This is a genomic window from Streptomyces ovatisporus (genome assembly GCF_042653885.1).
GTDB classification, from domain to species: Bacteria; Actinomycetota; Actinomycetes; order Streptomycetales; family Streptomycetaceae; genus Streptomyces; species Streptomyces ovatisporus.
Window position 1 is genome coordinate 452,159 of sequence record NZ_JBHSFH010000007.1, and the last position, 14,467, is coordinate 466,625.

Annotated in this window: 11 protein-coding genes, 2 tRNA genes and 1 pseudogene; 8 read left to right on the forward strand and 6 right to left on the reverse strand. The window is 69.2% G+C overall.

Going from position 1 to position 14,467, the window contains the following annotated elements; genetic code table 11:
• Nucleotides 1-10 precede the first annotated feature (10 nt).
• Nucleotides 11-87: transfer RNA gene (locus ACFPA8_RS15795), tRNA-Ile, on the forward strand.
• 69 nt (nt 88-156) lie between these two features.
• Here the strand turns inward: ACFPA8_RS15795 and ACFPA8_RS15800 are convergent.
• The 3 genes and pseudogenes from ACFPA8_RS15800 to ACFPA8_RS15810 all read right to left on the reverse strand — a co-directional run.
• Nucleotides 157-891 (reverse strand): annotated as a pseudogene (locus ACFPA8_RS15800) (tyrosine-type recombinase/integrase); the annotation flags it as partial.
• Nucleotides 773-1,795 (reverse strand): IS110 family transposase, encoded by a 1,023-nt coding sequence (locus ACFPA8_RS15805; RefSeq protein ID WP_386448647.1) that lies wholly within the window; start codon nt 1,793-1,795, stop codon nt 773-775. The pseudogene ACFPA8_RS15800 and the gene ACFPA8_RS15805, both read right to left, overlap by 119 nt.
• A 2,031-nt stretch (nt 1,796-3,826) precedes the next feature.
• A complete protein-coding gene (locus ACFPA8_RS15810; RefSeq protein WP_386449476.1) occupies nt 3,827-4,597 on the reverse strand; it encodes an IS5 family transposase in 771 nt (256 codons plus the stop codon).
• A gap of 408 nt (nt 4,598-5,005) precedes the next feature.
• Here ACFPA8_RS15810 and ACFPA8_RS15815 point away from each other — a divergent pair, with 408 nt between their 5' ends.
• Nucleotides 5,006-5,773: a hypothetical protein gene (locus ACFPA8_RS15815; protein WP_386448649.1), complete on the forward strand. Its 768-nt coding sequence runs from the start codon at nt 5,006-5,008 to the stop codon at nt 5,771-5,773.
• A gap of 82 nt (nt 5,774-5,855) precedes the next feature.
• Nucleotides 5,856-6,461 (forward strand): hypothetical protein, encoded by a 606-nt coding sequence (locus ACFPA8_RS15820; protein ID WP_386448652.1) that lies wholly within the window; start codon nt 5,856-5,858, stop codon nt 6,459-6,461.
• Between the two features lie 22 nt (nt 6,462-6,483).
• Here the strand turns inward: ACFPA8_RS15820 and hemC are convergent, their stop codons facing one another.
• Nucleotides 6,484-7,473 carry a hydroxymethylbilane synthase gene (hemC, locus tag ACFPA8_RS15825; RefSeq protein ID WP_386448655.1) on the reverse strand — a complete coding sequence of 330 codons (990 nt, stop codon included), beginning with the start codon at nt 7,471-7,473 and terminating at the stop codon, nt 6,484-6,486.
• Between the two features lie 194 nt (nt 7,474-7,667).
• Between hemC and ACFPA8_RS15830 the strand changes: the two genes are divergently transcribed.
• The 4 genes from ACFPA8_RS15830 (at nt 7,668) to ACFPA8_RS15845 (ending at nt 12,003) form a co-directional block, all read left to right on the forward strand.
• A complete protein-coding gene (locus tag ACFPA8_RS15830; RefSeq protein ID WP_386448663.1) occupies nt 7,668-7,880 on the forward strand; it encodes a hypothetical protein in 213 nt (70 codons plus the stop codon).
• Nucleotides 7,881-8,054: 174 nt separating this feature from the next.
• Nucleotides 8,055-8,189: a DLW-39 family protein gene (locus ACFPA8_RS15835; protein ID WP_386448666.1), complete on the forward strand. Its 135-nt coding sequence runs from the start codon at nt 8,055-8,057 to the stop codon at nt 8,187-8,189.
• 210 nt (nt 8,190-8,399) lie between these two features.
• The gene (locus ACFPA8_RS15840; RefSeq protein ID WP_386448669.1) at nt 8,400-10,382 is read left to right on the forward strand and encodes a vWA domain-containing protein; all 1,983 of its coding nucleotides are present in this window, start codon (nt 8,400-8,402) and stop codon (nt 10,380-10,382) included.
• A gap of 73 nt (nt 10,383-10,455) precedes the next feature.
• Entirely contained in the window at nt 10,456-12,003 is a 1,548-nt protein-coding gene (locus ACFPA8_RS15845) for a hypothetical protein (protein ID WP_386448672.1), read from the forward strand.
• 59 nt (nt 12,004-12,062) lie between these two features.
• Here ACFPA8_RS15845 and ACFPA8_RS15850 read toward each other — a convergent pair whose 3' ends face one another.
• Together ACFPA8_RS15850 and ACFPA8_RS15855 are read right to left on the reverse strand one after the other, a co-directional pair.
• Nucleotides 12,063-13,406, reverse strand: a complete 1,344-nt coding sequence (locus tag ACFPA8_RS15850) for a serine/threonine-protein kinase (protein WP_386448675.1) — start codon at nt 13,404-13,406, stop codon at nt 12,063-12,065.
• A gap of 232 nt (nt 13,407-13,638) precedes the next feature.
• A complete protein-coding gene (locus tag ACFPA8_RS15855; RefSeq protein ID WP_386448678.1) occupies nt 13,639-14,193 on the reverse strand; it encodes a helix-turn-helix domain-containing protein in 555 nt (184 codons plus the stop codon).
• Between the two features lie 127 nt (nt 14,194-14,320).
• On the opposite strand from ACFPA8_RS15855, the gene ACFPA8_RS15860 reads away from it, so the two are divergent.
• Nucleotides 14,321-14,393 (forward strand) — tRNA-Ala (locus tag ACFPA8_RS15860).
• The last annotated feature ends 74 nt before the right edge of the window (nt 14,394-14,467 follow it).

Consider the following 14,467-nt stretch of genomic DNA (forward strand, 5'->3'; position numbering starts at 1 on the left):
GGTGCAGCGCGGGGCTATAGCTCAGATGGTTAGAGCGCATCCCTGATAAGGATGAGGCCGGAGGTTCAAGTCCTCCTAGCCCCACCAGCGCAAAAAGCACCGTGGGACGTCCCACGGTGCTTTTTGACACCCACAGGTGACACCAACGGCGAGATATCAGCCGATGAGTGGGTCTTCCAGTAGCTCAGCGAGCATCGAGACGGCTTCCCGCTCGCCGTCACCGACCACGTGCGTGTAGATGTCCATGGTCATGCTGATCTGGCTGTGCCGCAGGATCGCCTGAGCGACCTTGGGGTGCACCTTCAAGAAGGCGAGCAGGGAGCCGCACGTGTGCCGGGCGAGCCGGACCGTGATGCGCCGGACGCCGGCACGCTTCACCAAGCGGTCGAAGGTGCGGGAGAAGCCGACCGGATCGGTCAGCCCTCCGTGCTCCGACGAGAAGATCACGTCATGGTCCGGCGGTTGGGTCCAGTGATCACCGGCGATCTTGCGTTCCAGCTCTTGCAGCTCGCGCCGTTCTTCCAGGGCACGAGCACAGAACTCCGGCAGCGGCAGGGCGGCTTGTGAGGACTCCGTCTTAAGATCCTTGAGGACCAGGCCGACGCCCTTCCTCCGGTGTACCTGCATGACCGGCGTGAACTGGCGGTTCTCGAAGTCGATGTCTTGCCAGCGCAGGCCGAGCAGCTCGCTCCGGCGGAGACCGAGGACGAGCACCAGGACGCACGCCGCATAGAAGCGGTGAGCGCGGACCGCGCGAAGGAACGTGATCGCCTCAGGCGCGCTCCATGCCGAGCCCTTGTCCTTGCTCACCTTCGGCATGTCCACCAGCAGCGCGACGTTCCGCGTCAGGATCTCTTCTTTGATTGCCCTGTTCAGCGCGTTCCGCAGCAGGCCGGAGGTCCCGGCCGTGTGGGCCTTGTGTTGCTGGTCGTGGAGCAGATTGCGGTAGACGACGTCGGCCAGGCGGCGTTTGAGGACACGCAGGGCCTCGGGCCGGGTCTTGCCATTCGCCCTCAGCCGGTCGTAGAGAGCGCGGGCCGGCGGGTGGATGCCGGGTCTGAGCTGGGTGAGCGCGATGACGTGAGCCGCATTCAGCTGCCGGTTCCCGCCGCGGTTGAGGCGGACGCGAACGTTGTTTCCGCTCCAGACCGGTATCGGAGCCGCTCCGGCATGCAGGGGCGAAGGCCGCCTTGCTGGTGAAGCGGTCGACCCCGGCCGTCTCGCTGACCAGCACAGCCGCGGTCACCGCGCCCACCCCCGGCACGGCCGCAAGATTCGGTGCCAGCGGAGTCACCCGAAGTGTCAGCCGCCGACCCAGCGCCGTGATCTTCTCGGTCAGCGCCCGGATGTCTTCCACCAGCTCCACCGCGATCTCGCGACGCACCGAGACCGGGCACGCGTCCAACCTGCGCAACAGCTCGGCCTGAGCACATTTGCGGCTCAGCTCCCGCAGCCCCGGTGCCAGATCGGGGTCCAGCGCATGGCAGTGCCAGCGAAGGCGGTTGATGATCCGGGTGCGTTCGGCAATCAGCGTCCGGCGATGGTCGACCAACAGCCGCAACTCCAGGGCCTCTTCATCCCGCCGGGCCGCCGGCAACCCCGGCTCACGCTGTGCTGCGCGGGCCACGGCCAGGGCATCGATCGGATCCGACTTCCCGCGCTGACGCACCGAGGCACGAGTCCGGGCCATCAGTATGGGCGGCACCGCCACCACGCTCTGACCACCGGCCAACAGGCCGCAACAGACCGCCGGCCACGTGGCGGCAGTCCTCCACCGCCCACCGCACCGGCTCACCGAACCGATGCGCCCAGCTCACCGCCCGCAGATGACCGTCCTGGCGGGCAGGCATCGTGAGTTGTCCACGTTTGCATCCCGCACCATCCACCGCGACCAGCGTGTGGCTGTCCTTGTGCGGGTCCACCCCGATCACCAGCATCGCCCTGCCACCCTTCGCGCCGAAGTGACGACCGACCGGGGGCATACCTCAGTTGGGGCTGCTGCCACTCTCCTATCAGGCCACTCCGGTCAGCCCGAGCCGCAGCCAGCGGGGACAAATCCCAAGCAAGCCCCGTCACCAGGACAGCGAGCCTCCGAGCCACCCACCGACTACGACCGACCCTGCGCCAACGAAGACGACCAGGCCACAACCACACTCACACTGAGGCGAGCCTCGAAGATCAGGGACCCATCTCGGGCTATTGCGGGCAGGTCAGGAGACTGCCCGAGTCGCGGCAACCTTACGAGCCCCTGATCTCTCGCCCCAAGGCAGTTCCTGCGTAAAGCCTCTCCGCGCCGCAGCTGCATCCTGACCAGGAAGGGGGCAACGCAGCCGCAGCCGCAGCCGCCCGCCGCGACGGGAAACGGGCCGTGGCCTGCATCTTCACGCGATCACATACTTTTATCATTTACTCACTCACCTGATCAGAGTTGAAGTGAACGCGCTCGACAGTCCCGCGAGAACATCGTCTTCTGCTTCCCTCGAACCAGAACTACTAACTGGATCCTGGCATGAAACCGTGAACTTGGGGTGCGCGAAAACTCGCGTATCTGTGATGGGGAACTGTGCACTGGAGGGCGTGAAAGCCGTGGAGGAAACTGCTATCGGAAACCGTGAACTTGGGGTGCGCGAAAACTCGCGTATCTGTGATGGGGAACTGTGCACTGGAGGGCGTGAAAGCCGTGGAGGAAACTGCTATCGGAAACCGTGAACTTGGGATGCGTAAACTCGCGAATCTGCGACGGAAATCGGAGGGAGGGTACTCGGGCGACCGGCCGTTCGGCAGCCCGGCTGGGCGGGAACCCGGCCGTTCGGCAGCCCGGCTGGGCGGGAACTCGATAGGTCCCAGGATTGCGGCGTGCAGCTTGAGGTGCACTACGTCTGCGGAGGCTAGAAAACCGCAGGTGGGAAAGCTTTCCTGGCTTTAATTCGAAGCGGTGGAATCCGTGAAGTGGGGTGCGCCCTGAGCTTGGTCATCATGCAAATGTGATGCGCCTTTGAAATGCTGGCCGTGATGATGTTTACTAATCGCCGTCACGGCCGCCGGGAGGTGGCCCATTCACGAATGCGGCCACCCGCGGAGTCGCTCTTGCCCAGGGACTCGCGGGTGGCCGTGTTCCACTACAGGAACGAGGTGATTATGGTCCACGCGCAGGGAGGAAGGCCAGAGGCCATCCCAGGCACGGGGGAGGACGGCGCGGCTCGGAGTGACTTCGGGCCCACCGTCTTGGTCTTGGTAGCCCAACAGGTTGCCGCGGACGATGCAACCGCCGGGCGGGGCAAGGCGGATTGGAATAGCAAGTTGAACAGGGCGGGTTTGCTTCTCGCCACGGCGACGGTGCTCGTAGTCACGGCCCTGGGCGTGCAGCCATTCCTGGCTTGGAACTGGTACGAAGCCTGTGATGCATGGAGTCGGCCGTGGAGCACATCGCCTGGGCATCCCGGTGACGAGGACATGTTGAGGACGGATGGTGGTCCCTTGACGCCGGGGGCGACATCACCGGTGCCGAGTCCGACTAGCCAGCGCAAGACGCACGCCGCTCCTGGCTGACACCAACAGAGACGGACCCCGGTGGTCGGAGCCGAACCCGGACGGACCACTCTTCGAGGTCCGCAGTGGGTTGACCGAGGGCCACGGCCCCAGGTGTTCGACCTGATAAGGATGAGGCCGGAGGTTCAAGTCCTCCTAGCCCCACCAGCGCGAAGGCCACCGCAGGAATCCTGCGGTGGCCTTTTGACACCCACGACTGACACCGACGGCGGGCTTTCCGTGCTCCGACGAGAAGATCACGTCATGGTCCGGAGGCTGACGCGCCAGTGAGCTGTTTTCAATCTGAGCTTGAGCAGGTCAGGTGGAGGGTGAGGACGGCCTGAACGAGTCCGGTGATCCGCGTGGTCGAACAACGGAGCTTGCGCAGGAGTCGCCAGGTCTTGAGAGTGGCCATGGCCTGCTCAACGAGCGCGCGGATCTTCGCGTGCGAGCGGTTGTCGGCCTGCTGACCTGCGGACAGCGTCTCCCAACGCCCCCAGTAGGGCACCCGTATGGCGCCGCCGGCGCCCCGGTAGCCCTTGTCGGCCCAGCACTTCACGCCGGCTTCAGTCAGGGCGTCGATGATGCCGTGGGTACGTGCGGCCTTGATGTCATGGGCTGCCCCGGGCAACGCGGGTGATGCCCACAGCAGCCGGCCGACGGGATCAGTGATGACCTGCACGTTCATGCCGTGCTTCTTGTGCTTCCCGGAGTAGAAGGGCCGGTCGGCGGCGATGCGGTCGATCGGCAGCAGCATGCCGTCCAGGATCACGAACGCCTTGGTTGAGGCGGTCTTCATCGTGTCGGCGAGGCTCGGGGCGCGAGCAGCCAGGACATCGATGGCCTCGGCGATGTACCGGTATGCAGTAGTGGTGCCGATATCGAACTCGGCGGCGAGCTGGGCGTAGGTGTGGCCGGAGCGCAGGTGCGCGAGAACGAGCAGCGCCTGGCCGCCCACGCTCAGGCGGCGCCACCGTGTTCCGCGTTCCTGCCGGCGGGTCCGCAGGCAGGCAGACAGGTACCGCAGAGTCGAAGTGGACACATCGATGCCGGACGGGTAGACAAGCACGCGGAAGCTCCTGGCAGGACAGTTGATCTCGACAATCACCCGTCTACCAGGAGCTTCTTCACGTCCGGACAGCGCCCCAGCCCAACTACCCACTCACCGGGTCAGGTTGGAAACGGCTCAGTGCCACAGGCGATCTTGCGTTCCCGTTCGTGAAGGTCGCGACGTTCCTCAGAAACGTGATTGCCTCGGGCCGCTCCATGCCGAGCCCTTGTCCTTGTCGGCCTCGGGCATGTCCACCAGCAAGGCGACGAGTCCCCGATCTCCCGCCCCGAGGCAGTGTCAGCCCAGAGCGGCTACGCCGGCCTCAAGTTCGCTGTGGGCGCGCCTGTTTGAAGCACCCGACCGGCCGCCGACGCTGCACACGGGGCGCCACAATGGAGACGTGCGCACGCCGTGAATGGAGCCGGGTTGAGCGGGACGGATGCTGTGACATGGGTGGCGGCCGGGGTGTCGCTGGCGAGTGCCGTGGCAACTGTGGTGCTGGGTGCGTTGTTCGAACAGCGACGGCAGCGTGCGCTCCGCGAGGAAGCCCGTCGCGACACGGTCGGCCGGTACGCCGAGCCGCTGTTGCAGGCCGCCACGGCACTCCGACTACGGCTCGCGAATGCGGTGGAGAGAGACCTGGGCGGTCTGCTGGACGAGCCTGCCGAAGGGGCTGCCAACCGGTACCGGCACCAACGGGACGTGGACTACTACCTCTACGACACCCTTTACCGCATCGGCTGCTACCTCGGATGGTCGCGGGTGCTGCACCAGGAGCCGCGCTATCTGGACGTGGGCAGCCGGAAGCGCAATGTCGAACTGATGCGGCGTATCGGGGCGGTGTCCGCAGCGGCCTCCGAGGAGACCGAGGACTGGACATTCCAGCTGTGGACCGGGGAGACCTGGGTGCTGGGTGACCTGATGATCGACCCGGACACCTCACCAGGAGACGCCAACCGAATCATCTCCGCCCTGCGGTTCCATCACGAGATCCGTGAGAACCCCGACTTCGTCCGGTGGTTCGCGCCGCTGATCGAGGACTTCGGGCGCTTCGCCGCTGACCGGAACGCCGGCAGGCTCCGGCTGATCCGGCTGCACAACGCGCTCGGGGAGCTGATCACGTTCCTCGACCCTCACGGGTCTGATACGAGGTCATCGTTCGAGCCGTTGCCGCTCGACGACGGCACTCCCTGACCCTGCTCGGGGCCCACTTGGATACCGTCCGACTTATTGGGTTGGCCCGGTTGCCCCGACTCGCATAACCCATGATTCCGGTATGGACATGGGGGCACCCGCGATGATCGCCGCTTACGTGACATCCGGATCCGTGCTGGTCGCGGGCCTGGTCACGATCGTCGCCCAGCTGTGGATCGCGCGTACGCACACCGCCTGGGAAGCCGCCCTGGAGATGGTCAAGCACGACGTGGCGAGGTTCGAGAAGGCGCAGGACCACCTGATAACCGCTGTGGACTCGGCGAACCGGTACATGTTCTACATCCCCGACATCGATGTGACGGACCATCATCAGCGGGAGCCCTACATCCTCCCGATCCTCGACTCCATCGGCAGGGCGAGGGAGGAGGTGGCCGCTCTGCCGTCCTTCGACGGGATGGACAAGGTCGAGTGCGCGCTCACGGCAATCGAGACGCTGCTCGTTCCGCCCGAGAGCGGACGCGCCGTGCGGGCGAGCTGGGATCACCAGTGTGTGCGGGACGGCGTAAGGGCGCTCAACCAGGCACGGAGCAGCCGCATACACGCCCTCACGCACCGGGGCGGTGTCACGCAGCTGCGGAAGGAAGGGCCGCCGGGTCCGCGGCACGGGGCCGGCATCAGGGCGGGCAGCGTGCCGGGACAGAGCGTCGGGCCCTCCGGGGACGGCTGAGGACGGTCCCCGCCGTCCGTCGTCACGCTCCGATGATGTGCCGGGCCCCCTGCCGCGACAGTTCGGCGCACACGCGTCTCCCCAGTGCCGCGGGGTCGTCGGCGGAGCCGGCCGACAGGTGGGCGCGTGCGAAGCGGGTGCCATCGCCGGAGAAGACGAGGCCGCGCAAGGAGAGCCGGCCGTCCGGTGCGGTGGTGCAGTGGCCCGCGATCGGGGAGTTGCAGTGGCCCTGCAGGCCGTGGAGCATCGAACGTTCGGCGTCCGCTTCGGCGTGCGTGGCCGGGTCGTCGAGCTGGTGCAGGAGTGCTGCGGCTGTCTCGTCCTCCTCGCGGCACAGCAGTGCGAGGACGCCCGCTCCGACTGCGGGCAGCATCTCTTCCAGCGGGAACTCGTAGCGGACGCGTGCGGTCAGGCCCAGGCGACGGAGTCCCGCCCGGGCCAGCACCATCGCGTCCGCCGGGGTGCGGTCGCCGTCGCCGTCGGGCCCCGGGGGGCGTGGCGAGTCCAGCTTCGCGAGGCGGGTGCCGACGGTGCCGCGTACGGGCAGTACGCGCAGGTCGGGCCGGACGGCGAGGAGTTGGGCCTTGCGGCGTACCGCGCTGGTGGCGACCGAGGCGCCCTCGGGGAGCTCGGCGGGCGAGGTGACCGGGGAGCCTTCGGGGACGACCAGTACGTCGTGCACGTCGGCGCGGGGCAGCATCGCGGCGATGGTCAGACCGTCCGGGAGGGGCCGGTCGCCGGGGACGTCCTTGAGGCAGTGGACTGCGATGTCGGCCTCCCCGCGCTGGAGTTGCTCGTCGATCGCCTTGACGAACAGTCCCTTGCCGCCGAGCCGGGTCAGGTCACCGGGCCAGGTGTCGCCGGCGGTCGTGGTCGCGACCGTCTCGGTGCGCAGTCCGGGATCGAGGCGTTGCAGCAGGCGGACGACGTGTTCTGTCTGCGCGAGGGCCATCGCGGAGCTGCGGGTGCCGATGAGCAGGGGGGACCCGGGTGGTCGGCGGCGTCGGGTCATGGAGCGCGTCGTCCTCCGGAGTTGTGGCTCTCGCGGGTGTGGGCCTGTTCAAGGGCGGTACGGGCAGGTGCTGTCAGCACACTATGTGTCCGATTCGGTACTCTCCGCCTCTGTTTCGTGGTGAGGCGCCGCCGGGATTCCGTGGTGAGTCGCCCCGGGATGCGGAAGTCGCCGAACCGTCGCAGGCTTTCCGTATGACTGCGTCGATAGTCGTGCATCCGCCCTCTCCGGCGGGCGGGCGCCGCATCACCGCCGACCGGCCCGACGGGGACGAACTCGGCCACGCCCACGGCATCGCCGACCTTGTGGAGATCCTGCGCCGTGCGGGGCTCGACCCGGACCAGGTCCGCCTCGACGATCCCGTACGGATCCAGTGGCGCGGCGGCAAGGCGGATGTGTGGGAGTAGCCCGTCGCCCTGGTACGCGGGCTTTCCGACGTGCCGGGGGCCACGCGCGGGGACGGGGCGGCGGTCGAGAAAGATCGTCACGCGTGGGGGCGGACCACCGTCCGGGCAGAGGCGGTTGGGTATCATCGGGCGCCAAGATGGTCCCAACGTCTCTGAGAAGGACGAGGTAGCGCGGTGAAGAAGCTACTCCTGGTCGTACTGGCCGCCATCGGCGGGCTCCTCGTGTACCGCCAGATCCAGGCGGACCGCGCCGAGCAGGATCTGTGGACGGAGGCGACCGACTCCGTGCCGTCAGGTTCGAGTGTGTGAAAAAAACCAGAAAGCCTGCGCTGAGGCCCTGACCGTCCAGACGGCCAGGGCCTCTTCGTGTGTGTGCACCGCATCTTCCGCCCGGCGCGCGGTGGCCCGGTTGCTGTTGCGGTTCCGTGACGCTCTATCGCTTGCAGTGTGCGAGAGCAAAGTCATAGAGTCCGGCGCAAAGACGTAACGGGCACTGCGCGTGCGAGGGGGACGGTGCACATGAGGTCGGTGGGGTCACGGCGAAGCCGTGTTAAGGGGATCTTCGCGGGTGTCGCCTCGGTGGGGGCGCTGCTTGTGCTGGGTGCCGCAACGCCCGCGGTGTCCGCACCGAGGGGCGTTGCAGAAGACAACAGCTCGATGATCATGGTGCTGGATTCGTCCGGCTCGATGGCGGACGAGGACGGCTCGGGCGGCACGCGCATCGCGTCCGCGCGCAAGGCCGTCGGTACCGTCGTCGACAGTCTGCCCGACGGGCATCCGACCGGACTGCGGCTCTACGGTTCCGAGAAGGAGCAGGGCTGCACCGACACGAGGCTCGCCGAGCCCGTACGTCCGCTCGACCGGGCGGCGATGAAGAAGGCCGTCGCCCGGGTACGTCCCAAGGGCGACACCCCGATAGGACACTCGCTGCGCAAGGCCGCCGAGGACCTGCCGGAGGTGCGGGACGGCGCGGTCGGGCAGCGCACGATCCTGCTGATCTCGGACGGCGAGGACAACTGCGGGAACCCCGAACCGTGCGAGGTCGCGGAGGAGTTGGCCGGCCGCGGCATCGATCTGAGGATCGACGCGATCGGTTTCCAGGTCCGCGGCAAGGCCCGTGAACAGCTCGAATGCATCGCCCGTGAGGGCGACGGCGCGTACTACGACGCACCGGACGCCGACGCGCTCGCCCGTCAGCTCCAGCGCGCGGGCCGGCTCTCCGCCGACGGCTACCGCTTCAAGGGGAAGAGGATCGAGGGCGGCGGCGAAGCGGGCGAGGCCGCGGGGCTCGCCGCCACGTCCGGCCAGTATCTGGACACCATCGCGTCCGGTGAGAAGCGCTGGTACGAGGTGCGCGCGGACCGCGCCTCGACGCTGTCCTTCGCCGCCACGGCCGTGCCCGAGCCGGGCTCCCACGTCGGTCAACTCGACGGGCTGCGCACGGAGATGACCGCGCCGGACTCCTCCGGCAACTGCACGTCGAGCACAGAGCGCTTCGGCCAGGACGAGGGCGGTGTGCCACTGGTCTCCGGCGTGAGCCGCATCCCGGGCGGCACGGACTCCAGCGGTACGTGCGACCGTGGCGCCGGCCGCTATCTGCTGTCCGTGGAGCGGGTGGAGAGTGAGGACGGTCCGGACGGTGCGCGCTGGCCGCTGGAGTTGACGTACCGCGTCGAGAAGCCCCTGGAGAAGGGCGTCACGCCCGCACAGTCGCAGCCCGAGTTCGGCGAGGGCGGCAGGGACGCGGAACTCCCGCAGGGCAGGCCGCGGACGGTGCACGGCGGGACGGGCTTCAACGACGCGACCGCCATCGGCAAGGGCGTGTGGCGCGACAAGGTGCTGCCCTCCCAGACCCTCTGGTACCGGGTGCCGGTCGGCTGGGGCCAGCAGCTCCGCTACGACGTGGAGTTCAGCAACGAGCCCACGGCGCACGAGTACGGCCCGGAGTTCACCTTCAGCCGTACCGACACCTACACACCGGCCAGGCAGCCGGTCACCAAGGGGCTCGGCGAACTCTCCACCAGCGACACGTACGACGGCGACCCGGGCAAGGTGTCCGGCGGTACGGTGCCCGTCTCGTGGACCAACCGCTGGGAGAGCAGCCAGAACGTCGTCCCCGTCCACACCAGGGGCAGCTATTACATCGCGGTCACTCTCGGCGCCGGCGCCGCCCGCATCGCGGAGAATCCGGACGTACGCATCACTCTCCGCGTCGACGTCAAGGGCGAGGCCAAGGCGGGACCGGAGCACAACTCGCCCGCCGTGAAGGCCGGTACGGGCAGCGGGAGCTCCCGCAGCGACGGGCAGGCGGACAGCGCCGCGCGGGGCGGGGCAGGATGGAGCAGCTTCACGGTCGGGGCGATCGCCTCGGGTGTGGGCGTGCTGCTGGCGGGACTCGCGCTGTGGTTCGTACGGGCACGGCGCGGCGGCAGCGGCCGGAGCGGGCCCGGCGGACCTGCCGGACCCGGTGGACCGGCCGGGTACGGCGGTCACGCCGCGTAGGACGCGAGCGGTGCGCGGGACGGGCGACGAGGGGGCTGTGGCGGCGATGGCGGCGAGTGCTGATGAGGGTGGCGTGGGCGATGAAGGGCGACGAGCGGTGAAGCGGAACGCGAGGAGACGGCCGGCGGTACGAGCGGCAGCCGCCGCGGCGGCCATGTGCGCGATGGCGGCGCTGCCCGGCCAGGCGTGGGCCGCGCCGTCGGACGGTCCAGGCGGTGTACCGGGATACAAGGCGGCCGAGGACGCGAAGGAGATCAAGGGTGCCGTGAGCAGCGGCGACGGACCCGAGATCCGGCCGGGTGTGTACAGCGACACGATCGGCCGGGGGGAGAAGAAGTACTACAGCGTCAGCCTCGATGCGAGAACGAGCGCTTTCCTCTCCGCCGTGGCAGCTCCCAAGCCCGGTGCGCAGGTTCAGACGGCGGGTGAGGGGCTGAAGCTCTCGCTGGAGACCGTCGACGGCAGTTCCTGCGACGGCTCGAACGAGCCGGACTTCTCAGGCGACGGCTCCGCCTACCCCATCGCCGACTACGCCACCCGCACCGTCGGCGCGGACGACGAGTGCCAGAAGGCGGGCCCGTACCTCTTCTCCGTCGAACGCACCGGCGGGGAGACCTCCGATCCGACGCGGTGGCCGCTGGAGATCCGGTACATGTCGGAGCCGGCCGTCAAGGGTTCCCTGCCGTCCGTACCCACCGACAACGGAGCCGACGACGAGCCGCCTGCGCCCCTGTCCGGCAGTGCGAAGAAACGCGCACACGGCGGCACCGGCTTCAACGACGCGGGAGCCGTCTCCGAAGGAGTGTGGAAGGACCGCATCAGGCCCGGCGAGACGCGCTTCTACCGGGTGCCCGTCGACTGGGGCCAACGGCTCAACGCCGCGGTGGAGCTGAGCAGCGTCAAGTCGTCCGGAGACCTGCCGCCGACGATCTACAACGGTCTCGGGCTCACGGCGTACAACCCCGCCCGCGGTCGCTTCGACGACGAGAGCTTCGTCTCGTACAGCCCGGACAAGTCGGCCCAGACGCTCGCCTACACGCCGGTCGTGGACTACGGCAACCGGTTCGCGGACGACGGGTACGACGCCGCTTTCGCGGGATGGCACTACCTCGCGGTGACGGTCTCGCCGAAGGCCGCCCAGGTCATCGAGACCACCGCGCCGCTCACTCTCCGCATCGACGTCAAGGGGAAGGCGAAGCCGGGTCCCGACTACGACGGGGACGCCGCGGCAGCCGGGTTCGGGGTCAGCGACGAGGACAGGGAGCAGGCCGAGAGCGGCCAGACCGCCGCGGAGGGAGAGCGCAGCGACACCCTTCGGACGGTCGCGTACGCAGGCATCGGGACGGGAACGGCGCTGATCCTCGCCCTCGTCGTCTGGACGCTCGCGGCGCGGCGGCGTGCGGCGACAGCGGGTACGGGCGCTCCCGTACAGGGGCCGCCCGCGGGTCCGTCGCACAGTGGCGGGGGGCAACCGGCTGCTGCGCAGGGGCAGTCGGGGACTGCGCCGATGTGGCCGCAACCGCAGCAGTCGCCCGAGCAGCATCAGACGCAACAGGCGCACGAACTGCATCAGCAGCACCATCCGCAGCAGGGGCACCCCGCACCGCCGGACTGGCGTTAGGGCCGGGGGGCCTGGCAGGCGCCGGGGGTTCCGGCGGGGCGGGTCCCAGCCAGGTCCGCTCAGGCCGCGGTCAGCGCCCAGACGCCCACGGCCAGGCAGAGCAACGCGACGATCAGCACCGGGACCGCCACCTTCGGGGGCGGTCCCGGTCTGCGTGCGGCGACGGACCCGCCGGGGACCGTGGCGGCCGTGCCCGCTGCCGTCCCCGTTCCCGCTCCGGGAACGTACGTTCCCTGCGGTACGGGCTGATACGGCTGCGTCGGTGCCTGTCCGGGTGGGCCTGCCGGTGACGACGCGGCCGGCTGCGCGGGCATGGGGACGGGTGTGGGAGTCGGAGGCGTGCCGGGCTGCTCGGGAATGCTGCCGAACCCGCCCTGGGGAGGCGGCAGATGGAAGCTGCCCGTCGACGACGGGGACGGCGGCGGCGAGGGTGCGGACGCTGCCGCGCCGGTGGCCGCCGCCCCCGCGGCCGGCGCCCCGGCCCCCGGCGTGGTCGTCGCCGCACCGCCGGAGCTGCCGTCCCGGGCCGGCCCGTCGGGTCCGAAACCCTGGGGAAGCGGCCCGATCTGGTCGAAGACCTCGACGATCTCCTGTTCCGCAGTCGCATCCGGCGGGAGCAGCTCCACAGCGCTCGCCAGCGCCTTGCGCGTACCCGTCGCCGTGCGGAAGCGGTGCTCCGGGTCGGGCTGCAGGAGCTGCCCGAGGACCTGCCAGAGAGGCTCGGGGACCCGCTCGGGGGCGGGCGGCACGCCGTGCTCGTACCGGGCCAGCATTTCCATGGAGTCGGACTTCTGCCCCGTCAGCAGGTACAGCCCGACCAGGCCCACCGCGTACAGGTCCGCGGTGAAGTCCGGGTCCGCGCCCATCATCTGTTCCGGGGCGAAGTAGCCGGGCGTACCGACGATGAAGTTGGTCTCGGTCAGGCGGGGTTCGCCCTTGCGCATCGAGATGCCGAAGTCGGACAGGCGCAGGTGCGGCCGGCCCTTGCCGGTGGGCTCCAGCAGGATGTTGGCGGGCTTGATGTCCCGGTGGACGACGTCCTCGGCGTGCACCGCGGTCAGTCCCGCCAGCAGCTGATCGAGCAGCGTGCAGACGAACGTGGGCGGCAACGGGCCGTAGTCGCCGATGAGATGGGCCAGCGAACCGCCGCTGACGAGATCCATCGTGAAGAGGACCTTGTCGTCGTCGGCGGCCCAGCTCGCAGGGGCGAGAACGTGCGGATGGTCGATGCGCAGGGCCTGTTCGCGCACGAACCGCAGCAGCGAATGCGCGTCGCTCTGCTGGAGGACCTTGGCGGCGACGTACCGCTTGCGACGACGGTCCCAGGCGCGCCACACCGCGCCTGCTCCGCCGCGTCCGATCGGGTCGGCCAACTCGTAGCGGCCGGCGAAGACCTCACCCATGACCCTGTGCCCCTGCCCCTTGTTCCGATGACGCGGTTGCCCGCTGCCCGCCGGGCTGATCGCCCGGATTCTCCGATGAGCGGGCGGTCCGGTGGCCCGGCTGCCCGTCGGTACGTGCGCCCGTGCCCGTGCCGGCGCCCGTGCGCGGGTGGTGCTCGTGCTCAGCGCGGCTGTGTACCGGTGAACGGCCGGGAGGACGCCGCTGCCCGCCTTTCCGGCCGGCCCGCCCGGATCAGTCCTGGTGGGACTCGTAGTGCTTGACGGCGTCGGCGGTGCGGCCCGCGCCGTACACCCGGAGGAACTCTGCCAGCTCCGGATGGGCCGGGGCGAGCGCGGAGGAGGCTTCCAGGATGTCAGCGGCGTCGGCGACGGACCGGAGGAGCGACTGGATCTCCCGCACCACCCGCTTCACGGGCGTCTGCGACGCGCTGCCCGAAGAGGCCGTCTGCGCCGTGCTGTTGAGGACGCTGCCCCCCGCGGTGCGCCGCACCTCCTCCATCCGCTGGGTGGCGTCCGCCGCGCTCACCTCGCCGCGCGCCACCTCGGCGGCCAGCTCCTGCAGCGCCTGCACCCGCTGTACGACGGCGGGGTTGCCGATCTTCGCGCGCTGCCCGCTCATCAGCTGGGAGAGCATGGGCGCGGAGAGGCCGAGGACGGTGGCGAGGCGCGCCTGGTTGAGTCCGAGGTCGTCGATGAGGCGGCGGAAGAGCGTCCCCAGCGGTTCCCCGTACCACTGGGTCTGCAGCTCACGCGCTTTCGCGGTGGATTCCTGCTGTGCTGCGTCCATCTCGTCTCCCCTGGACTCCCCTGGCGCTTCGCTGGCGCGAACTTGCGAGCATCCTACGGACGGCGGCCGACGGGGGGCGATACCCGGTCGGAATTCGCTCTGCGGACCCGGTACTCTTGTGCGCAGCGGGGCCTTAGCTCAGTTGGTAGAGCGCTGTCTTTGCATGGCAGATGTCAGGGGTTCGACTCCCCTAGGCTCCACCCGAGCTCCACACCGCGAGGGCCTTCGAAGTGCGCGTACGCCGCTTCGGAGGCCCTGTTCGCGTTCCGGGGGC

Coding starts and splice junctions, on each gene's coding strand:
- ACFPA8_RS15820 (WP_386448652.1), top strand. CDS start 5,856: ATGGACATGGGGGCACCCGCGATGATCGCCGCTTACGTGACATCCGGA.
- hemC (WP_386448655.1), bottom strand. CDS start 7,473: ATGACCCGACGCCGCCGACCACCCGGGTCCCCCCTGCTCATCGGCACC.
- ACFPA8_RS15830 (WP_386448663.1), top strand. CDS start 7,668: ATGACTGCGTCGATAGTCGTGCATCCGCCCTCTCCGGCGGGCGGGCGC.
- ACFPA8_RS15840 (WP_386448669.1), top strand. CDS start 8,400: ATGAGGTCGGTGGGGTCACGGCGAAGCCGTGTTAAGGGGATCTTCGCG.
- ACFPA8_RS15850 (WP_386448675.1), bottom strand. CDS start 13,406: ATGGGTGAGGTCTTCGCCGGCCGCTACGAGTTGGCCGACCCGATCGGA.
- ACFPA8_RS15855 (WP_386448678.1), bottom strand. CDS start 14,193: ATGGACGCAGCACAGCAGGAATCCACCGCGAAAGCGCGTGAGCTGCAG.